Annotated in this window: 16 protein-coding genes; all 16 read left to right on the plus strand. The window is 71.9% G+C overall.

Going from position 1 to position 21,559, the window contains the following annotated elements:
* Positions 1-446 precede the first annotated feature (446 nt).
* The 16 genes from ABZ671_RS22295 to ABZ671_RS22370 all read left to right on the plus strand — a co-directional run bounded on the left by ABZ671_RS22295 (position 447) and on the right by ABZ671_RS22370 (position 21,550).
* On the plus strand, positions 447-3,671 hold the full coding sequence (locus tag ABZ671_RS22295; RefSeq protein WP_357861254.1) for a ThuA domain-containing protein: 3,225 nt from the start codon (positions 447-449) through the stop codon (positions 3,669-3,671).
* A 256-nt stretch (positions 3,672-3,927) separates the two neighbouring features.
* Entirely contained in the window at positions 3,928-5,073 is a 1,146-nt protein-coding gene (locus ABZ671_RS22300; protein ID WP_357861257.1) for an inositol-3-phosphate synthase, read from the plus strand.
* Positions 5,073-5,942 carry an SCO3242 family prenyltransferase gene (locus ABZ671_RS22305; protein ID WP_357861260.1) on the plus strand — a complete coding sequence of 290 codons (870 nt, stop codon included), beginning with the start codon at positions 5,073-5,075 and terminating at the stop codon, positions 5,940-5,942. The genes ABZ671_RS22300 and ABZ671_RS22305 overlap by 1 nt, the downstream gene beginning before the upstream one ends.
* On the plus strand, positions 5,939-6,895 hold the full coding sequence (locus ABZ671_RS22310; protein WP_357861265.1) for a sugar phosphate isomerase/epimerase family protein: 957 nt from the start codon (positions 5,939-5,941) through the stop codon (positions 6,893-6,895). Before ABZ671_RS22305 ends, ABZ671_RS22310 begins: the two co-directional genes overlap by 4 nt.
* Positions 6,895-7,542 carry an EboA domain-containing protein gene (locus ABZ671_RS22315; RefSeq protein ID WP_357861268.1) on the plus strand — a complete coding sequence of 216 codons (648 nt, stop codon included), beginning with the start codon at positions 6,895-6,897 and terminating at the stop codon, positions 7,540-7,542. Before ABZ671_RS22310 ends, ABZ671_RS22315 begins: the two co-directional genes overlap by 1 nt.
* Positions 7,542-8,393: a TatD family hydrolase gene (locus ABZ671_RS22320; RefSeq protein WP_357861270.1), complete on the plus strand. Its 852-nt coding sequence runs from the start codon at positions 7,542-7,544 to the stop codon at positions 8,391-8,393. The genes ABZ671_RS22315 and ABZ671_RS22320 overlap by 1 nt, the downstream gene beginning before the upstream one ends.
* Complete coding sequence (eboE, locus tag ABZ671_RS22325; protein ID WP_357861274.1) at positions 8,393-9,583, plus strand: metabolite traffic protein EboE; 1,191 nt, start codon at positions 8,393-8,395, stop codon at positions 9,581-9,583. The genes ABZ671_RS22320 and eboE overlap by 1 nt, the downstream gene beginning before the upstream one ends.
* Positions 9,580-10,998 carry a nucleotide pyrophosphatase/phosphodiesterase family protein gene (locus ABZ671_RS22330; RefSeq protein ID WP_357861277.1) on the plus strand — a complete coding sequence of 473 codons (1,419 nt, stop codon included), beginning with the start codon at positions 9,580-9,582 and terminating at the stop codon, positions 10,996-10,998. Before eboE ends, ABZ671_RS22330 begins: the two co-directional genes overlap by 4 nt.
* Positions 10,995-12,065, plus strand: a complete 1,071-nt coding sequence (locus ABZ671_RS22335) for a polyprenyl synthetase family protein (RefSeq protein ID WP_357861280.1) — start codon at positions 10,995-10,997, stop codon at positions 12,063-12,065. The genes ABZ671_RS22330 and ABZ671_RS22335 overlap by 4 nt, the downstream gene beginning before the upstream one ends.
* A gap of 237 nt (positions 12,066-12,302) precedes the next feature.
* Positions 12,303-13,508 (plus strand): glycosyltransferase family 4 protein, encoded by a 1,206-nt coding sequence (locus ABZ671_RS22340; protein WP_357861283.1) that lies wholly within the window; start codon positions 12,303-12,305, stop codon positions 13,506-13,508.
* Positions 13,509-13,641: 133 nt separating this feature from the next.
* A complete protein-coding gene (locus tag ABZ671_RS22345; RefSeq protein ID WP_357861286.1) occupies positions 13,642-15,129 on the plus strand; it encodes an O-antigen ligase family protein in 1,488 nt (495 codons plus the stop codon).
* 45 nt (positions 15,130-15,174) lie between these two features.
* Positions 15,175-16,347 (plus strand): Wzz/FepE/Etk N-terminal domain-containing protein, encoded by a 1,173-nt coding sequence (locus tag ABZ671_RS22350; protein WP_357861289.1) that lies wholly within the window; start codon positions 15,175-15,177, stop codon positions 16,345-16,347.
* Complete coding sequence (locus ABZ671_RS22355) at positions 16,344-17,885, plus strand: oligosaccharide flippase family protein (RefSeq protein WP_357861292.1); 1,542 nt, start codon at positions 16,344-16,346, stop codon at positions 17,883-17,885. Before ABZ671_RS22350 ends, ABZ671_RS22355 begins: the two co-directional genes overlap by 4 nt.
* A complete protein-coding gene (locus ABZ671_RS22360) occupies positions 17,882-18,730 on the plus strand; it encodes a sulfotransferase (protein ID WP_357861295.1) in 849 nt (282 codons plus the stop codon). Before ABZ671_RS22355 ends, ABZ671_RS22360 begins: the two co-directional genes overlap by 4 nt.
* Before the next feature lie 246 nt (positions 18,731-18,976).
* Positions 18,977-20,983: a M6 family metalloprotease domain-containing protein gene (locus ABZ671_RS22365; protein WP_357861298.1), complete on the plus strand. Its 2,007-nt coding sequence runs from the start codon at positions 18,977-18,979 to the stop codon at positions 20,981-20,983.
* Positions 20,984-21,100: 117 nt separating this feature from the next.
* Positions 21,101-21,550 carry a hypothetical protein gene (locus tag ABZ671_RS22370; protein ID WP_357861301.1) on the plus strand — a complete coding sequence of 150 codons (450 nt, stop codon included), beginning with the start codon at positions 21,101-21,103 and terminating at the stop codon, positions 21,548-21,550.
* The last annotated feature ends 9 nt before the right edge of the window (positions 21,551-21,559 follow it).

Genomic DNA, 21,559 nt, shown 5'->3' on the forward strand with positions numbered 1-21,559 from the left:
AACACACCTTCACCCACCAAATGCGCGACTTCATCGAAGCCATCACCACCAACACCGACCCCACCCCATCCTTCACAGACGCGCTGCAGGTCCAGCTCGTGCTGCAGGCGGTGGAGGATTCGGCGCTGACCGGTGCGTGGACCGCGGTGGATTCGGCGCTGACCGCGGCCAGCGTCTAGCCGCAGATGACGCCTCGAACCCGTAGCGAGGGTCCGGATGCGGTTGCGCCCCGTGTCCGGATGGGCGGGTCCGAGGAGAGGCCGTCCGGCGTGGCCGTATCGGGATTCCCGGTCGCGCCGGACGGCCAGCCACATCGGCGCGCTTGGTAGGGCCTTGGCGAACGTGGCACAGCGCCAGGGGTAGGCATCAGTTCTCGGCACAACCCGATCAGCGGGTTTGTGCCGACGGTGAGGCCGTTGGCCTCCCGAACCCCCGGAGGATCACACATGGCAAGATCGGTAAGACGATGGCTGAGCCTCGTCGCAGGCTCGGCTCTGGCCGTCCCGCTGCTCAGCGCTGTGCCGGCCACGGCGCACCCTGGGCACGACCACGACGACACGACGGTGCTGGTGTTCCACAAGACCGCTGGTGAGCGGCGGGAGTCGATCGACAAGGGCATCAACGCCATCCGCACGCTCGGGGCGAACAACGACTTCAAGGTCGATGTGAGCCAGACCGCGACCGCGTTCACGGCGGAGAACCTGCGCAGCTACAAGGCGGTCATCTTCCTCAACACCACCGGTGAGGTGCTCGACGCGGCGCAGAAGACCGCGTTCGAGAGCTACATCCGGGGCGGTGGTGGCTTCGTCGGCGTGCACGCCGCCGCCGAGACCGAGCCGACCTGGACCTTCTACCAGAACCTGGTGGGCGCCAAGGCGACCAGCGCGGCGCCGGCCGCGTCGGCGTGGGTGACCGCGGTCGACCGGGTACACCCGGCCACCGCGACCATGCCGCGCGAGGTGTCCCTCGTCGACAAGTGGTACAACTTCAACACCAACGTGCGCGGCAAGGCGCACGTGCTGGCCACGGTCAGCGAGAAGACCTACACCGGCGGCACGATGGGGTACGACCACCCCATCTCCTGGTGCCAGGACTTCGAGGGTGGCCGCTCCTTCTACACCGGCATCGGCCACTCCTCCGACATCTACGCCCAGGGTGCGTTCCGCAAGCACCTGGTCGGCGGCATCCAGTGGGCCGCTGGCCAGGCCAAGGGCGACTGCGGCGCCACCGTGCAGGGCAACTTCGAGAAGGTCGTGCTGAACGACCGGCCGGGCGAGCCGATGACCATGGCCGTGCTGCCGGACGGTCGGGTGCTGCACAACTCCCGCACCGGTGAGATCCGGATGTACGACCCGAAGACCAGCCTGACCGACGTCATCACCGAGATCCCGGTCTACACCCACGACGAGGACGGCCTGCAGTCGATCGCGATCGACCCGGACTTCGCCACCAACAAGTGGGTGTACTTCTACTACGCGCCGAAGCTGAACACGCCGATGACGGACGCGCCGGCGACCAGCAACGACCCGCGCGCCTGGGACATCTACAAGGGCTACAACCAGCTCTCCCGGGCCAAGCTGGTCGAGACGCCGACCCCGCACCTGGACCTGTCGACCGAGCAGAAGATCCTGCGGGTCGACACCGACCGTGGCGCCTGCTGCCACGTGGCCGGCGAGATCAAGTTCGACGGCAAGGGCCTGCTGTACCTGGTGACCGGTGACGACACCAACGCCAGCGGCTCGGACAACTTCGCCCCGGTCAACGAGATGCCGACCCAGGGCCCGGCCTATGACGCGCAGCGCTCCGCCGCCAACACCAACGACCTGCGGGGCAAGATGCTGCGCATCAAGGTCAAGGCGGACGGCACGTACAGCATCCCGGCCGGCAACCTGTTCCCGCCGTCGGAGTACCGGGACGGCAAGACCCGCCCGGAGATCTTCCTGATGGGTCTGCGCAACCCGTTCCGCATCGACGTGGACGCCAAGGGCTTCGTCTACATCGGTGACTACTCTCCGGACTCCAAGGTGTCGAACCCGCTCCGCGGCCCGGCGGGCACCGGCCGGTGGATCGCCACCAACAAGGCCGGCAACTACGGCTGGCCGTACTGCTACGCGCCGAACCTGCCGCACATCAAGTACGACTTCGCGACCAAGACGTCGCACGGCCCGTACAACTGTGCCGCGCCGGTCAACGAGTCGCCGCGCAACACCGGCCTGCGTGTGCTGCCGGCCGTGCAGCAGCCGCAGCTCAACTACACCTTCAACGCGTTCACTCCCTGCCCGAGCGACTACCTGTCCACCCCGACGGTGGCGTGTGGCAACGACTGGCCGGTGCTGGGCAGCGGTGGCGTCGGCCCGATGGGCGGCCCGATCTACAAGTACGACCCGAACCTGGAGTCGGACACGAAGTTCCCGGAGTACTTCGACAACACCGTGGTCTTCGGTGAGTTCACCCGGAACAAGCTGTTCAGCTTCCAGACCAACGGCAGCGGCAAGCTGCAGGGCATCGACCCGCTGCTGACCAACTTCACCTGGGCCAACCCGATGGACATGGAGTTCGGCCCGGACGGGCACCTCTACGTCCTGGAGTACGGCAACGGCTTCTTCCGGGCCAACCCGGAGGCGAAGCTCTCCATGGTGCGCTACGTCAAGAACGGCCGGGCTCCGGTGGCCAAGGCGGCGGCGACGCCGTCGTCCGGCCAGGCGCCGCTGACCGTGCGGTTCAGCAGCGAGGGCTCCTACGACGCGGACCCGGGCGACACGGTCACCTACGCCTGGGACTTCCTCGGCAACGGCACGGTCGACTCGACCGAGGCGAACCCGAGCTTCACCTACACGGAGAACGGCGTCTACCGCGCGAAGCTGACCGTGACCGACTCCACCGGCCGGTCCGCGGTGGCGATCCGGGAGATCGTGGTCGGTAACACCGCCCCGACCGTGAAGATCACCTCGCCGGCCAACGGCTCCTTCTTCAAGTGGGGCGACAAGGTCTCCTGGACGGTGCAGGTGACCGACCCGGAGGACGGCGAGATCGACTGCAACCGGGTGCAGGTGTCCTCTGTGCTCGGCCATGACTCGCACGGCCACGGCCTCAGCACCACCACCGGCTGCTCGGGCACGTTCCAGACGACCGCGGAAGAGGCGGACCACGCGGGTGGCTACCTGTTCCTCGGCCTGAGCGCGACCTACACCGACCTCGGGGCCAACGGTCAGCCGGCGCTATCCGACGTGAACCAGATCACGGTGCAGACCTGGCGTCAGGAGGCGGAGAACGCGCAGGAGGTCAAGGGCGTCGCCGGTGCGATGACCAACGATGTGGACGGCGTGGCGCACGTCACCCAGATCCAGAACAACGCCCACCTCGGCTTCCGCCCGATCGACCTCGGTCAGGTCGGCTCGCTCACCTTCCGGGTCGCCGGTGGCGCGGCCAACCGGGTGGGGCAGCCGCAGGGCACCGTCGAGATCCGGCTGGACTCGCCGACCGGTGAGCTGGTGACCACGGCGATCATCAACTCCACCGGAAGCACCAACACCTGGCAGAGCCAGACCGTGCCGCTGAGCCACGCGGCCGGCGAGCACACCGTGTACCTGGTCTTCAAGCCGGCCACCGGCGGACCGACCAGCAACTTCTTCAACCTCAACTGGGTCGAGTTCGGCAAGGCGACCCCGTAACCAGTAGCACCAGCCGGTCGGGCGGGTGAGGCGTCACCCGCCCGACCGGGCACCACCCGAACCATCAGCACAGACAGCACAAGGAACAGCGGGGGAGACAGGGTCGAGACGCCGACCGACCCTGTCTACCACTGCCCTGTCCGCCTGGCCGACCGAGCCCGCGGCGGCGTCGTCGACGCCGACGACGGCGCCGTCGCGGTGGTGCCACCTCGGCTCGGCCAGGCGGACAGGGCCCATGCAGGCAGGGAGGCACATCATGCGTACGGGAGTATGGCTGGTCGGGGCGCGCGGCTCGGTCGCCGTCACCAGCATCGTCGGGGCGCTGGCGCTGCGCGCCGGCATGGCCGAGCCGACCGGCTGCGTCACCGAGCTACCCGAGCTGCGCAGCCCGGCGCTGCCCGGCCTCGCCGACCTGGTGATCGGCGGGCATGACATCGCGTCGACCCCGCTGGTCAAGAAGGCCGAGGCGCTCGCGGCCGCCGGCGTGGTGCCGGCCCGGCTCGTCGACGCGCTGCACGACGAACTGGCGGCGGTGGAGCGCGATGTGCATCCGCTGCCGGCCGGCGACACGCAGGCCGAGACGGCCCGGCTCGTCTCCGCCGACCTGGCCGCGTTCCGGGCCCGGCACGAACTGGACCACGTGGTCGTGATCAACGTGGCGAACACCGAACCCCTGCCACCCTCGCACCCGGCGCATGCCGACCTGGCCGCGCTGGAGCGCGCTCTGGCCGGCACCGAGGCGGTGCTGCCGCCGAGCGCGCTCGTCGCGTACGCGGCCTTCCACGCCAACTGCTCCTACGTGGACTTCACCCCGTCGACCGGGGCGTGTCTGCCCGCCCTCGACGAGCTGGCGCACCGGATGGGAACGCCGTACGGGGGTCGGGACGGTAAGACCGGCGAGACGTTGCTGAAGTCCGTGCTCGCCCCGATGTTCGCGCTACGCAACCTGCGGGTGCGCAGCTGGTCCGGGATCAACCTGCTCGGTGGCGGCGACGGGGCGAACCTCGCCGAACCGGCCGCCAACGCCGCGAAGACCGCCAGCAAGCAGCGCGTGCTCGCCGAGACGCTCGGCTACCAGCCGCAGGGCACCACCCGCATCGACTTCGTCGACGACCTCGGCGACTTCAAGACGGCCTGGGATCTGGTTACCTTCTCCGGCTTCCTCGGCACCCCGATGCGGCTGGAGTTCACCTGGCAGGGCTGCGACTCGGCGCTCGCCGCCCCGCTCGTGCTGGACCTGGCTCGACTGACCGCCGCCGCGCACCGGGCCGGGCGCAGCGGCCCCCTGCCCGAGCTGGCCTTCTTCTTCAAGGATCCGATCGGGGCGAGCGCGCACGCGCTGACCGATCAGTGGCAGGCCCTGGTCGAGTTCGTCGGCACCCTCGGCGCGGGGACCGACTGATGGGCCGGCTGCGTGACCTCGTCGACCTTGTCCGCGCCCCCGCCGCGCTCTCCGTACCCGGCGACGTGGTGGCGGGCGCGGCGGCGGCCGGCGTGCTGAGCCCGCGTACGCCCGCGCTCGCCGGCGCGTCGGTCTGCCTCTACTGGGCCGGAATGGCCGCCAACGACTGGGCCGACCGGGGGCTGGACGCGGTCGAGCGACCGGAACGGCCGATCCCGTCCGGGCGGGTGTCCGCCCCCGCCGCGCTGGGCATCGCCGCCGGGTTGACCGCCGCCGGTCTGGCGCTGGCCGGGGCCGCGGGCGGGCGTCGGGCGCTGGCGGTCGCCGTGCCGCTGGCGGCGGCGATCTGGGCGTACGACCTGAAGGCCAAGAACACCGCCGCCGGGCCGGCGACGATGGCCGCCTGCCGTGGGCTTGACGTGCTGCTCGGTGCGAGCCCCGGCCGTCCGGGCCGGGCGCTGCCCGCCGCGCTCACGGTGGCCGCGCACACGTACACGGTCACCGAGTTGTCCCGCCGGGAGGTCACCGGCGCGGACGCCCGGCTGCCGGCCGCCACCCTGGCCGGCACCGCGGCGCTCGCCGCGATCACCGCCGCCGCGGGCCGCCGGGCCGGCGCGCCGGGCTGGCGTCGGGCGGTGCCGGGCGCGCTCTCCGCCTGGTACGCCGCGCAGTACGGCCGGGCCCAGGCCAGCGCCGCCGCGCAGCCCACCGCAGGGCGGATCCGCGCGGCGGTCGGCGCCGGCATCACCGGGCTGCCCGCCCTGCAGGGGGCGCTCACCGCACGGGCCGGGGCACCCGTGGCCGGGCTCGCCGTCGCGGCCGCCGCCCCGCTCGGTGGCCGCCTGGCCCGCCTGGTGTCACCGACATGAGTGGGCCCGACGGCACCGCCGGCCTGCGCTTCGGCTACGGCACCAACGGCTTCGCCAACCACCGGCTGACCGACGCGCTGCGGCTCATCGCCGATCTCGGCTACCGGGGCGTGGCGCTCACCCTCGACCACAGCCACCTCGACCCGTTCGCCGCCGACCTGCCCCGGCGGGTCGCCGAGGTGGCCGACCTGCTGCGCGACCTCGACCTCGCGGTGGTCATCGAGACCGGTGCCCGTTACCTGCTCGACCCGTGGCACAAGCACGCGCCGACCCTGTTGCACGACGACCCGGCCGTGCGGGTGGAGTTCCTCCGCCGGGCGGTGGCGATCGGCGCCGACCTCGGCGCGGAGGCGGTGTCGTTCTGGGCCGGGGTGCGCCCGGCCACGGTGCCCGAGCCGGTGGCCTGGGACCGGCTCGTCGCCGGGTGCGCCCGGGTGGTGGAGTATGCCGCCGTGGCCGGCGTGCCGCTGGGATTCGAACCCGAGCCGGGCATGCTCGTGCAGAACATCGCCGACTGGCGGGCCCTGCGCGAGCGGCTCGACGCCCCGCCCGGCTTCGGCGTCACCCTCGACATCGGACACTGCCGGTGCCTGGAACCCCTGCCGGTGCCCGACTGCGTCGCCGAGGTGGCCCCGCACCTGGTGAACGTGCAGATCGACGACATGCGCCGGGGGGTGCACGAGCACCTCGAGTTCGGCGCGGGGGAGATCGACTTCCCGCCGGTGCTGCGGGCGCTCGCCGACGCCGGCTACCGGGGACTGGTCGCCGTCGAACTGCCCCGCCACTCGCATGCCGCGCCCACCGTCGCGGCCGAGTCCCTCGACTTCCTGCGGCGGGCCGAACACGCCGACGCCGCCCCCACCCGGGGGACAGATCCCCGCCGTCCGACAACCGGACCTCAACCGTTGCCCACGGGAAAGCCGAGCGGATCGGCTCCCGGAGAGGAGGAGTGATGGACCCGGACGACCTCCGCGCCGCGCTCGCCGACGCACCCGGCGTACCCGATCCGGGGTGGCTGGACGAGGCGCTCGCGCGCGTTGCCGCGCAGCCCGACGCCGTGGGGCGGCTCTTCCCCGCCGCCGGGCGGCACTGCGGCCGCGCGCCGCTGCCCGCCGCGCCCGGCTGGCACGCCGACGAGGCCGCACGAGCGCTGCTGTTGTGCGCGCTGCCGGCCGACCGGGCGGCGGCCGAGGCGCAGGCCGGCTACCGGTACGGGGACGCCGACGAGAAACGCGCCGTGCTCAAGGCCCTGCCGATGCTGCCGATCGGCGCGCAGGCGGTGCCGCTGCTGCACGACGCGATCCGCACCAACGACACCCGGCTGGTGGCCGCCGCGGTCGGCCCGTACGCCCGCCACCTCGACCAGCCGGCGTGGCGCCAGGCAGTGCTCAAGTGCGTGTTCATGGGCGTGCCGCTGTCCGTCGTCGACGGTCTGGACGAGCGCGCGGACGCCGAGGTGGCGACCATGCTCGCCGGCCTGACCGAGGAGCGGCGCGCGGCCGGCCGGGACACCGCCGCGGACGCGCTCGCCCTGCTGGACCGGCTCACCACAGGCGGCGGCCCGACCGCAGCTGGCAACACCAGAACCACGGAGGCATGATGCGTATCTTCGACCCCCACATCCACATGACCTCGCGCACCACCGACGACTACGAGGCGATGGCCGCCGCCGGGGTCCGCGCGGTCGTCGAGCCGGCCTTCTGGCTGGGACAGCCGCGCACCAACGTCGGCGCGTTCGCCGACTACTTCGACTCGCTGGTCGGCTGGGAGCCCTACCGAGCCAGCCAGTTCGGCATCCGCCACCACGCCACCATCGCGCTCAACCCGAAGGAGGCGAACGACCCGCGCTGCCGGGACGTGCTCGACCTGCTGCCGCGCTACCTGGCCAAGGACGGGGTGGTCGCGGTGGGGGAGATCGGGTACGACTCGATGACGCCGGAGGAGGACGAGGCGTTCGCCGCCCAGCTCGCCCTGGCGATCGAGTTCGAGCTGCCGGCCATGGTGCACACCCCGCACCGGGACAAGGCCCGCGGCACCACCCGCACCCTGGACGTGGTCGCCGAGTCCGGCATCGAGCCGGGCCGGGTGGTGGTCGACCACCTCAACGAGGTCACCGTCGGCCAGGTGCGCGAGTCCGGCTGCTGGATGGGCTTCTCCATCTATCCGGACACCAAGATGTCCCCGCCCCGAATGGTGGAGATCCTCAAGGAGCACGGCCTGGAGCGGATGCTGGTCAACTCCGCCGCCGACTGGGGGCGTTCCGACCCGCTGCTGACCCGGGCCACCGGGGAGGCCATGCTCGCCGCCGGCTTCACCGCCGACGACGTGGACCGGGTGCTGTGGCGCAACCCGGTCGAGTTCTACGGCCAGTCCGGCCGCCTCGACCTGTCCGAGCTCGGCGAGGTGGCCGCGACCTTTGAGGGCAGCTCCATCAAACGGGGAGGCAGCTGATGCGGTTGCGCCACCCCGACGGGCAGCTGATCCACCTCAGCTACTGCACCAACGTGCACCCGGCCGAGGACCTCGACGGCATCATCGGGCAGCTCGACACGTACGCCCGGCCGGTGCGTGAGCGGCTCGACGCCGACGTGCTCGGGCTCGGGCTGTGGCTGGCCGCGCCGGTCGCCGCCGCGCTCGCCGCCGACGCCGGCCAACGGCGCCGGCTGCGCCGGGAACTGACCGCACGCGGGCTGGAGGTGGTTACCCTCAACGGTTTCCCCTACCGCTCGTTCCAGGCGCCGGTGGTCAAGCACGCGGTCTATCACCCCGACTGGAGCACGACCGAACGGCTGGACTACACCCTCGATCTGGCCCGGATCCTGGTCGACCTGCTGCCCGACGACGCGGCCCGGGGTTCGATCTCCACCCTGCCGTTGGCCTGGCGGGAGCCGTGGGACACCGAGCGGGCCGACGCCTGCGCGCGGCAGCTCGACCGGCTCGCGGCCGGGCTCGCCGACCTCAGCCGGGGCGGACGCCCGGTCCGGGTCGCGTTCGAACCGGAGCCGGGCTGCGTCGTGGAGAGCACCGCCGACGCCGCCCGCTGGCTGTCCGCCATCGACACCGAATGGCTGGGGATCTGCCTCGACCTGGCGCACCTCGCGTGCGCCTGGGAGGAACCGGCGGCCGCCCTGGCCACCCTGCGCGCCGCCGGCCTGCCGGTGGTGAAGGTGCAGGTCTCGGCGGCGCTGGGTGCCGACGCGCCGCAGCGGGACGCGGAGGTGCTGCGTGGCTACGTCGAGCCGCGTTTCCTGCACCAGACCCGCAGCGTCCACGGCCCGGCCGCCGACGATCTCGACGCGGCGCTCGACGCCGCCCTGCCCGGCCCGTGGCGGGTGCACTACCACGTGCCGCTGCACGCGGTTCCGGCCGAGCCGCTCACCTCGACCGTGCCGGTGCTGCGGGCGGCCCTGCGCGAGCTGCTCGGCGGCGACACGGCCGGCTGCGACCACCTCGACGTGGAGACGTACACGTGGGGGGTGCTGCCGGCGGCGCACCGCCCGCAGACCACCGAGCAGCTCGCCGGCGGCATCGCCGCGGAGCTCGCCTTTGCCCGCGACGAACTGTGCGCGCTGGGCCTGTCCCTCGAGAGCCGGCCCGCAGCGGACCGGACCTCGCCGTCGTACTCGGAGGTGACCCGATGACATCGCTGCTCGTCCTCGACGTGGTGGGGCTGACGCCGCGGCTGCTGCGGTACATGCCCCGGCTTTCCGCGCTGGCCGACCGTGGCTTCCAGGCGCCGCTGGGCACGGTGCTGCCGGCGGTGACCTGCTCGGTGCAGTCCACCTTCCTCACCGGCGAGACCCCGGCCGGGCACGGCGTCGTGGGCAACGGCTGGTATTTCCGCGACCTCGGCGAGATCTTCCTGTGGCGGCAGCACAACGCGCTGGTCGGTGGGGAGAAGCTGTGGCACACCGCGCGCCGGGCCAAGCCGGACTACACGGTGGCCAACGTCTGCTGGTGGTACGCGATGGGCGCGGACATCGACTGGACCGTCACCCCGCGGCCGATCTACCACGCGGACGGGCGCAAGGACCCGGACTGCTACACCTACCCGCCGCAGCTGCACGACGCGCTCACCGACCGCCTCGGCGACTTTCCGCTGTTCAGCTACTGGGGCGCCAACGCCGGCATCGCCTCGTCGGCGTGGATCTGCCGCGCCACCGAGCAGATCATGGCGACCCATTCGCCCGACCTCACCCTCGCGTACGTCCCGCACCTGGACTACGACCTGCAGCGCCACGGCAGCAGCGGACGACAGGCCGCCGCCGCGGCGGCGGAGCTGGACGGGGTGCTCGCTCCGCTGCTGGACGCGGCGGCGGCGCGCGGCACGACCGTGGTGGCGCTGTCGGAGTACGGCATCACCGACGTCTCCCGCCCGGTCGACATCAACCGGCTGCTGCGCGCCGAGGGGCTGCTGACCGTCTACACCCAGGCCGGCATGGAGTACCTGGATCCCTGGACGTCGCGGGCCTTCGCGGTCGCCGACCACCAGGTGGCGCACGTCTACGTCAAGAACCCGGCCGACGTGCCGGCCGTGGCGAAGCTCTGCGCCGGGCTGCCCGGGGTCGCCGAGGTGCTCGACGAGGCGGGCAAGGCGGCGCACGGCCTGAACCACGAGCGCTCCGGCGAGCTGGTCCTGGTCGCCGAGCCGGACGCCTGGTTCACCTACTACTACTGGCTGGACGACGCGCGGGCGCCCGACTTCGCCCGGCTGGTGGAGATCCACCGCAAGCCCGGCTACGACCCGGCCGAGCTGTTCTTCGACCCAGCCGATCCGGGCGCGGCCAAGGCGCGCGCCGGGCTCGCCCTGCTGCGCAAGAAGCTCGGCATGCGCTACCTGATGAGCGTGGTCGGCCTGGACGCGGGCGCGCGGGCGGTGCGCGGCTCGCACGGCCGGCTGCCGGACGACCCGCTCGACGCGCCGGTGCTGATCTGCTCGGATCCGGCCGCCGCCCGGGACAGCGTCGCCGCCACCGACGTCAAGGGGCTGCTGCTGGAGCTGTCCGGGGTGGGGGCGGGGCCGGTCGACGGCGACCCACGGGCGGTGACCGGATGACCGTGGAGGTGACCACCCGGACCGACGTCGACGGCCTGCGCGCGCGGTGCGACGCGGAGCTCGCGGCGTTTCTGGACCGGCAGGATCCGGGCTGGCCGGACGGCGCGCCGCGCGGGGTGTTCGACACGATCCGCCGTTTCGCACTGGCCGGGGGAAAGCGGCTGCGACCGCTGTTCTGCTACTGGGGCTGGCGCGGCGCCGGCCAGCCCGACGGCCGGGAGATCGTGGCCGCCGCGGCCGCGCTGGAGCTGTTCCACGCGTTCGCGCTGATCCACGACGACATCATGGACGGCAGCGACCGACGTCGAGGCGAGCCCTCCATCCACCGGCTCTTCGCCGACCTGCACACCCGTCTGGCGTGGCGCGGCGATCCCGGGGCGTACGGGCACAGCGCGGCCCTGCTCTGCGGTGACCTGTGTGCCGCCTGGGCCGACCAGATGTTCCACGAGTCCGGCCTGCCGGCGCATCAGGTCCACCGAGGCTACGAGGCCTTCGCCACCATGCGCACGGAGGTGATCGCCGGGCAGTACCTGGACCTGGTCTCCGGCGTCGGGGACGGATCGGTGGCCAGCGCGCTGACCGTGATCCGAATGAAGGCGGCCCGCTACACGGTCACCCGACCGTTGCAGATCGGGGCCGGGCTCGCGGGGGCGGGGGAGGAGCTGCACGCCGCGTACGTGGCGTTCGGCGACCCGCTCGGCGACGCGTTCCAGTTGCGCGACGACGTGCTCGGGGTCTTCGGCGACCCGGCGGTCACCGGCAAGTCGGTCCTGGACGACCTGCGGGAGGGCAAGCCCACGGTAATGATGGCCCTGGCCCGCGACCGTGCCGACCGACGGCAGGCCGGGCGGCTGCGGGCGCTGTTCGGCAATCCCGAGCTCGACGCGGCCGGCGCCGCGGAACTGAGGTCGATCATCGAGACGACCGGCGCGCGGGACCAGATCGAACAGATGATCCGGGTCCGGGCCGAGGCCGCGCTGGTCGCTCTTGCCTCCGCCCCGGTGCCGGCGGAGGTCAAGGCCGCCCTGACCGCCCTGGCTGGATCCGTGGTCGACCGGCAGAGCTGACTGACCGGACAGTCGAGGCACCTTGACCTTAAGGTTCATCGAAGATCCGCCGGAAATGATCTAGCGTCCCGGGCACAGCGGTGACCCCCCGTCACCTTGAGTTTCAGTGGCATCACGCAACGATGCGTTCGAGGAGGCACAGTGGTTACCCGCGCCGCGCGAACCGCCGCGACAGCCAACCGCCCGGATCAGGTGGATCCGGGCGGTGCCCCCGAACGTCGTCCCGCGGAGCGCACCGTGGTCGTACCCCGGCAGCGTGGTGGGCTGGCCAGCGGCTGGCGTCCACTGCGCATCGCCATGGTCGGCCAGAAGGGCATGCCGGCCACGTACGGCGGAATCGAACGGCACGTCGAGGAGGTGTCCAGCCGGCTGGTCGCGCTCGGCCACGAGGTCACCGTCTACTGCCGGCAGAGCTACGACGCGACGTCGATGGACGAGTACCGGGGAGTGCGGCTGCGGCAGGTGCGTACGGTGCCGAGCAAGCACCTGGACGCCATCGTGCACTCGACCACCTCGACCCTCGCCGCGCTCCGGCAGCGACCGGATGTCGTGCACTACCACGGGTTGGGGCCGGCTCTGGTCGCGCCGCTGCCGCGCTACCTGTCCCGGGCGAAGGTGGTGCTGACCGTGCATGGCCTGGACAACCAGCGGGCCAAATGGGGGCCGGCGGCCCGCGCGGTGCTGGGCACGGCGCACTGGCTCAGCGGTCGGGTGCCGGACGAGCGGGTGGCCGTGTCGCGGGGCCTGGCCGCGCACTACGACACTGCATTCGGCAGCTCCGCCCGATACATCCCGAACGGGGTGACCGCTCCGAAGCACGTGCCGGCGCGACACCTCGCCGCGCGGTTCGGGCTGACGCCCGGCAACTATCTGCTGCTGGTCGGTCGGCTGGTGCCCGAGAAGGCCGCAGACCTGCTGATCCGGGCGTTCCGGCAGGTGCCGACCGAGATGAAACTGGCGATCGTCGGCGGATCGTCGTTCACCGACGAGTTCGTGGCGCAGCTGCGCACGGCGGCGCAGGACGACCCACGCATCGTGTTCACCGGATTCGCGTACGGCGACCTGCTGGCCGAGCTGTACTCGCACGCGGCCGGGTTCGTGCAACCGTCCCGGTTGGAAGGGCTGCCGCTGACCCTGCTGGAGGCGGCCTCCTACGGGCTGCCCGTGGTGGCCAGCGACATCTCCCCGCACGTGGAGGTGCTCGGCACCGACGGCCCTGGGCGGCGACTGTTCCGGGACGGGGCGGAAGAGGACCTGGTGCGGGTGCTGGGCGAGGCGCTCACCGACCTGCCCGCCGAGCGTGCCGGCGCCCGGACGCTGCGTGACCGGGTCCGGGACGAGTACACCTGGGAGGCCGCCGCTCGCGAGCTGGAACGGCTCTATCTCGACCTGGTCGGGACCGGCAGCCGCGGCAGAGCCGAACGGGCCGCGAAAGCCGGCTGATGCCGGGTCCGCGTATCGGCCCATTCTGCCCGCCCGCCGACCGGGGTTAGATTGACTCGATCTTCCGCCGCACGGCGGGCGGCGCCGCGTGATCGCGGCCGGCAGGCAGGCGAAACGACGTTCAGTGAAGTCAGTGACTCTCGACAACCCAGACCCGCGTCCGACGCGGTCCGGTGACGCTGGGCAGCGGCCCGGCCCGGTCCTCGCCCGCCCCGGCCGGCTCCTCACCGGGCTCGCCGCGTTGACCTGCGCGGGGATGGCCGTGGGCGTCGGCCTCTCGATGAGCTCCGGCGGCAAGGCCGCCATGGTGTTGCCGCTCGCCGCGCTCGGCGGTGTCGCGGTGGCCGTGCTCGCCCTGACCCGGTTCGCCGCGTACGTGATGCTCATGCTCGCCGTGCGCTCCTGCGTCGACCTGTTCAAACTCAGCGGCCCGACCGCCGGCCGGGCCGACGTCGACCAGGCGAGTCGCGCGGCGGACCTGTCGACTCTGCTGGCCGTGCTCTTCCTACTCGCCGCCGGCCTCTGGCTCGCCGCGCAAGTGCGCCGCGACGGGCGACTGCGCGGCTCGCCGCTGGGCTGGTCGCTGTTGCTCGTCGGCGCGACCGGCCTGGTCAGCGCGCTGGGCGCGAACACGCCGACGCCGAGCCTGCTGGAGGCGCTGCGGATCATCACCGTGGTGCTGATGTTCGTGGTGCTGGAACAGCTCATGCCCGACACCCGGGCGGTGCGACGGTTCCTGCTCGCCTGCTACGCCTCGCTGGCGCTGGCGCTCGGCTACACCCTGGTCATGTCGCTGCTCGGCGACCCGCCCTCGGAGGTCAAGGGCAGCTTCAGCCGGATCAGCGGCCCGTTCAGCCAGTCCACCACGTTCGGGCGCTACCTGATGTTCATGGTGATCTTCGGCTTCGCCATCTACCGGTACCTCGACCGGTGGCTGCGCGGCGTCATGGCCGTGCTGCTCACGCTCTCGCTGGTCTTCCTGCTGCTGACCAACACCCGGGGCGCGATCATCGGCGCCGCCCTCGGCCTGCTCGTGGTCGCGATCCTGCATCGCAGCAAGCGGATGATCGTCATGCTCTGCGTGGCAGCGGTAGGCGGGGGACTCCTGCTGCCCACCGTCGCCGACCGGTTCAGTCAGCTCGCCGACGACCGGGCGGTGGGCGGCGACCCGACCGGCAACACGCTCGCCTGGCGGGTCGACTACTGGACCCAGATCGTCACGTTGGCCAACCACAACCCGGTCACCGGCATCGGCCCGAACATGACGCAGCGGGAGACCGACGAGGCGAAGAAGCCGCATAACGACTTCCTGCGGGCGTACGTGGAGACCGGGTTCGTCGGCCTGCTCGCCTACCTCGCGATGATGCTGCTGAGCCTGCACACCGGGCGGCTGGCCCTGCGCCGCGCGCCGCCGGGCAGCTTCGAACGAGGCATAGCGGTCGGCTTCCTCGGCTGCGCGGTAGCGTTCGTCGCGGTCAGCGCGGCCTCCAACGTGATCTCCAATGTGGTCACGCTGTGGTATCTGTTCGCGTTCGCGGCGGCAGCCAGCACGGTCGCCTACCGTTCGGGCGTCGGCACCGGAGGCGCGGTGGCACCGCCCGGTGCGCGGCCCACGCCGTGAACGCTGACATCTGGTCACTCACATACGGGATTGGGGAACACTAGGGTGGAAATCCTCGACTACCTGCGGGTCGCACGGCGGCGGCTGTGGGTGCTGGTGGGCGTGCCGGTCCTGGCGACCGGCATCGCGGCCGCCGTCGTGTTGGCCGCGCCGCAGCAGTACGCGGGCACCGCGTACGTGGCGGCCCCGGCGCTGGTCGGTGGCGCCGCCGCCCAGCAGTTCACCGGCCAGCAGGCGGCGAACCAGTTCGTCGCGGCGTTCAGCGCGGCGGCGACCTCGCCGAAGGTGATCGACCAGGTCGCCACGGACACCGGAGTCGCCGCGGGCGACCTGCGCGACGGGCTGAAGGTGGTCCAGGTCGGCGCGAGCAGCCAGCTCGAGATCCGTTACACCACGACGCACCGGGACACCGTGACCCCGGTGCTGTCGGCGACCTCCCGGCGGGCGCTGACGTTCCTGTTCTCCTCGCAGGTCGACATCGCCACCCAGGAGGTGGAGGCGGCCAGCGCCGACGTGACCGCGGCGACCAAGGCCATCGGCGACTGGGAGAAGACCCACAAGGTGTCCCAGCCGGACAAGCTCTACCAGTCCACCCTCAACGAGCTGGCCAGCCTGCGGCAGCAGCAACTGAACATGCAGGCGGTCGGCAACGGCCGGGGCGTGACCGCGGTCACCGACGCCATCGCCGCCGCGCAGAAGCGGCTCGACGAGATCGGCCCGAAGCTCCCCGACTACCAGGTGCTGCTCGCTCAGCGGGACGCCGCGACGAGCACCCTCGCACAGGCGCGCCAGGGCCTGCAGTCGGCGCGCGCGCAGATCCAGGCGGCCGATCCGGAGCAGGTCACCAGCGTCGGTGAGGTCCAGCGGGTGTCGCGCTCGGCGGTCCTGCTGCGCACCGCGCTGCCGGTCGCCGGGGCCGGCCTGCTGATGGCGGTGGTGCTGGTCGCGTTCCTCGAACTGCTGTCCCGGGTGCGTGCCGCGAGACGGACGCCGGCCGGCACGGGCACCCCCGGCTCGCCGGGCACCGGGGCCGGCACCGGGCCGTCCGGCGCGACCGAGCCGTCGGCGCCCACCGGCCCGCGCGAGGAGACCGACGGCCGGCGTGGCGGAACGACCGGCGGCGGCAGCGCGAGCGGATCGGCCGACCGACCGTACCCCCACCTGAACGTGGCGTTGGTCGGGGGCGAGCCCGAACGGCCGGGCAGGGTGGTGAGGTGACGGCGCCGAGCGCACCAGCCCGGCCGTCCACCGATTCCGGCGACCAGCACCTGCGCGGCATCGCCCGGGGCGGCGGGCTGAACCTCATCGGGGCGATCCTCAGCCAGGCGGCGGTCTTCGTGATCATGCTGCTGCTGGCCCGGGTCCTGGGCATGACACAGGTCGGCCGGTACGCCCAGTGCTACGCCGTGCTGGCGCTGCTCGGGCTGCTCTCCCTCTCCGGCTTCCGGGCCGGGCTGACCCGTTTCGTGGCGGTGCACCTGGCCGACGACGACTCCGCCGGCATCCGGGGCACGATCCGGCTCGGATTGCTGATCTCCGCCGGCTCGGCCACGGTGATCGCGGCCGGGCTCGCCGTCGCCGCGCCATGGCTCGCCGCCGCCCTGCACGATCCGCAGCTCACCACCGGCCTGCGGCTGGTGGCGCTGACCCTGCCCGCGTCGACCATCTGCGAGGCGGCGCTCGCGGCCACCCGGGGCTGGCGCACCCAGCGGCACTTCACCCTCATCGGGCAGATGTACGAGCCGGGAACCCGGCTCGCCCTCACCGCCCTGGCCCTGGTCACCGGGGCGGGCCTGACCGGGGCGTACTGGGCGCTCGTCGGCGCCGCCTGGTCGGCCGCCGTGCTGGCGCTCGGCGCGCTGCGCCGGTTGCTGCGCACGGTCGAGCCGGCGCGGGCGGCGTACCGGCCCCGGCAGCTGTTCAGCTTCTCCACCGTCAGCTGGGTGTCATCGCTGTCGTCGACCGGGCTCATCTGGATCGACACGCTGCTGCTGGGCTTCTTCGCCAACGACGACGTCGGCGTCTACAACGTGGCCACCCGGCTGGTCACCATCGCCATCTTCGTGCTGGCGCCGATCAACGCCTCGCTCGGCCCGCACATCGCCTACCTCTATCACCAGGAACGGATGGACGAGGTACGGCGCATCTACCGCGCCGCGACCGGCTGGGTGGTGCGGCTGTCCCTGCCCGCGTTCGTGGCGCTGCTGGTCTTCCCCGGCGACCTGCTGCGGCTGTTCGGCGGCGACTTCGCCACCGGCGCGGCGGTCACGATGATCCTCGCCCTCGGCCAGTTGGTGAACACGGCCACCGGGCCTTGCGGCACGCTGCTGAACATGTCCGGCCGGGTGGCCGTCAACATGTACGACAACCTGGCCGCGCTGCTGCTCAACGTGCTGCTGAACCTCTGGCTGATCCCGGCGTACGGCATCATCGGGGCGGCTGCCGCGTGGGCGGTGTCGCTGGCCGCGGTCAACGTGGCCCGGGTGCTGCAGGTCCGGGCGCTGGTGCGGGCCCTGCCGGTCAGCGCCGGCATGTTCAAGGGGCTCGCCGCCGGGGCGATCGCCCTGCTCGCCGGGGTGGGGGCGCGTTGGCTGGTGCCGGGCTGGCCAGCGCAGATGGCCGTCGGCCTGGCCGTCATCGCCGTGGCCTACCTCGGCGGGGTGCTTGCCCTCGGGTTGAGTCGGGAGGACGTGATGGTGCTGCGTACGCTGGTGCGCCGGCCGGGCCGGGCCAAGGTGGCGGCGGTGACGCCGTGAGCCCGGCCGGCCGGCGGGGGGCGGTCGACCGGCTGCGCCGCACCGTGCGCAGCGCCCGGGCGTGGGGGCGGGTGCTCGCGCCCGGCGCGCTGCCGGACTTCCTGATCATCGGCGGGCAGCGGTGTGGCACCACCTCGCTCTACCACTACCTGACCGCCCACCCACAGGTGCGGGCCGCGACCGGCAAGGAGTTGCAGTTCTTCAGCCTCCACCATGGTCGCGGTCGGCGCTGGTACCGGGCGCACTTCCCCACGGCGGCACCCGGCCGGCACAGTTTCGAGGCGAGCCCGTATTACCTGTTCCATCCGAGCGTGCCGCGGCGGGTGGCGGAAACCCTGCCGCGGGCGCGGTTCGTCGCGCTGCTGCGCGACCCGGTCGAGCGGGCCTACTCCCACTACCTGCACACCCGCTCGTACGGCGCGGAGCCGCTGTCGTTCGCCGACGCCCTGCGTGCCGAGCCGGATCGGCTCGCCGCGGCGCTGCGGGACGGCCCGGACACCAGGGCCGCCCACGCGGCCCTGCGTAACCACTCCTACGCGGCCCGGGGGCGCTACGTCGAGCAGCTGGAGCGGTGGTACGCGCACGTGCCGCGCGAGCGGCTGCTCGTGCTGCGCAGCGAGGACCTGTACGCCGATCCGGCCGGCGTCTACGCGCAGACGCTGCGCTTCCTCGACCTGGAGCCGTTCGTACCGCCCGCGTTCGCCCGGCACACCCGGCGCGTCGATCGCGGCCCCTCGGAGCTCACCGACGCGCTGCGCGCCGAGCTGGCCGCCGAGTTCGCCCCGCACAACGCCCGGCTCGCCGCGCTGCTCGGCTGGTCGCAGACCTGGCCCACGCCTGCCTGACGGAGGGGCCGGTTCCGGTGGCCGGATCGGCACGTCCGCCCGTTGCGCTCCGTCAGGTGTCGGAAGAGCTCATGGCACCTACCGACATATGCACGGTGACGTACGGATGCCTCGGCTCATAGATTCGCGAGCACGGCGTTCACCGGAAGGTCTCAGCTGGGTCGAGGTTTCCGCGCGCCCCCACCATTACCGAAGGGCGACTTGATGCATCTGGTCACAAGGAGAGGCTCACGTGCGCGGCGCTCGGTGCTGATCGCCGCGGTCGCGACCGCGTTGGCCGCGTCCGTCGCGACCGTGCCGGCCTCCGCCGCGCCGGGCAACGCGGCCGGCGGCACCGGCCCGTTCGAGGTTCTCGACCCGCAGTACTGGCAGAACCCGGACGCGATGACCTGGGACGACTACCGGCCCGTCCCGAACAAGAACTGGGCCGACCCGACGGTCAAGGGGTCGAGCCGCAACTTCAAGATCGCGCTGGTCACGCTCGACTACACCGACCAGCCGTTCGTCATCACCCAGAAGGCCAAGTCGACGGTCTTCGGCAACCCGCAGTCGACCGCGGCGAACATCCCGCGGGACCAGGTGCCGAAGTTCTACCAGGACTTTCTCAACACCCCGAACAGCCTCAACAAGGGGCACACCCTGCACGAGTACTGGATGCAGGACACCAACGGCAAGTATGGCGTCGACCTGACCGGGTTCGGGCCGTACACGCTGCCGGGCAAGTCCTACCAGTACGGCATCACCAACGACATGAACCCGGGCATGTGCCCGCCCGGCGACACTTGCAACAAGAACATCCGCACCGACGGCCTGGGTGCCTGGCGCGCGGCCGTCGGCAACGAGGTCGCCAACCAGTACGAGCTGATCTTCATCCTCTCCGCCGGTCAGGACGAGTCCTCGACCTGGCAGGAGTTCGGCCAGATGCTCTTCCAGAACAAGGAGGACGTGCCCGCGGCCTGGGGTCCGCCGGACCCGAACATGCCGAACTGGGCGAAGACCCGCTACGTCGACTGGACCTCCTGGAAGTCGGCGGCCACCATCTGGCCCAACGCCAGCGGCAACTCCTCCACCCAGGCGGAGAGCTCCGGCATGGGCGTCTACGCCCACGAGCTGACCCACCTGCTCAACATCGGCGACAACTACAACAACCCGTACGGCACGCCGCTGCGCCGCGCGTACACCGGCATCTGGAGCATGATGTCGCGCGGCTCGTTCAACGGCCCGGGCGGTCCGCACAGCCGGTGGCAGATCCCGCCGGTCAACGGCGGCTCGATGGGCTCCCTGCACACCGTGCGCGACAAGATCAAGATTGGTCTGCTCGGCGAGGAGCACCTGCTGCGGCTCTCCCGCGAGGCGCTGGCCTCCTCGGGCATGGTGGTCGCCCAGGTGACCGCCCGTGCCGTCGACGCCGGCCCGGGTGGTCTGACCGGCATCAACATCGCCATGAACAAGGACATGTCGCCGGCCTGCAGCGTCAACACCAACCCGTTGTGTGACGGCGGCAGCTACAACAACTACACCGTCGAGGTCGTCGACCGGATGGGCGCGGACTCGTTCACCCCGGACGCCGGCGTGCTGCTGAGCAAGACCAAGAACGCGGACAGCGCGCCGTTCCAGTGGGTGATCGACGCCAACCCGCAGGACATCGACATGATCGATTTCTACCGGCCGGACGGCACCCCGCAGAAGATCACCATGGGTGACTACCGGCAGCTGTCCGACGCCCTGTTCCACGCCGGTGCGAGCACGGGCAGCCAGTACGAGTACATCGACGAGGCCAACCGGCTGCATTTCTACATCATCGACCTCAAGCGCGACAGCAACGGGATCCTGTCGTACACGGTCGCGGTGAAGTCGCTGGACGGCAACGGCGGGCCGAGCAAGCACGGCGTCACCCTCGGCGAGGGCTACGTCAGCACCCCGGCCACCAAGCCCACGAACAAGGGCGTCAACTGCTCCTTCGAGCTGACCAACACCGGCGCCTTCTCAGCCGGCGGCCAGTCTCACCCGGAGAACGTCAACGCCTACCTCAAGTCGGACGTGTACCGCCTCTCGGCGGACGTGGCCGGCGACGGGTGGCGCGTCTGGCTGCCGAACGAGCTGGCGACGGCGAAGTTCGACAAGTCCACCACGGTGAAGGTCTCCGTGGGTGCGACGAAGACCGCGGCGGCCACCGGCTACGTGCACCTGACCGCCACGTCCGAGAGCGACCCGAGCAAGACCGCCACCGCCACCTGCCAGGTCAGCAAGTGACCTCACCCCCGGTGACGGGGTGAAGTGACCACCTGGGGTCTCCGTCGGAAACGCCGATTCCGACGGGGACCCCAGGTCTGTCTGTCTGGTCCCGGACAAGCAACTCAGGAGTAACAGATGTGGCGATTGCCCGCCATGGGCCGCAAGCTGCTGATTCTGGTGCCGGTGCTGGTGACCGGCGTCGGCTGTGACCGGGGCGCGGCCGTCGAGGCAACCTCGCCGATGACCGTCCGGGTGCTGGTCCGTGACATCAACATCCGCGAGGCCGGCGTCGACTGCGCCGGCACCGGCCCGTACGTCTTTCTGCACCGGTCGGCCGAGTACCGGCTGACCGACGCCGACGGTCGCACTCTCGTCCGCGGTGACCTGCCGTCCGGCACCTCCGTACCGGCCTTCGAGGAGGATCTTGAGGTCAAGCGGGTCCCGACGTACTGTGCGTTCGCCATCCCGGTCACCGTCCCCGAGCGTACGGACTACCGGCTGGCCGTCGGCGACCAGCGGCCGATCGAACTGACCGTCGACCGGGACAACGCCGAGGGCCCCTCGCTCGTGGCGGTGGTCCCGTGAGGCATCTTT

The sequence above is a fragment of the Micromonospora sp. NPDC006766 genome (assembly GCF_040636055.1).
GTDB lineage: Bacteria > Actinomycetota > Actinomycetes > Mycobacteriales > Micromonosporaceae > Micromonospora.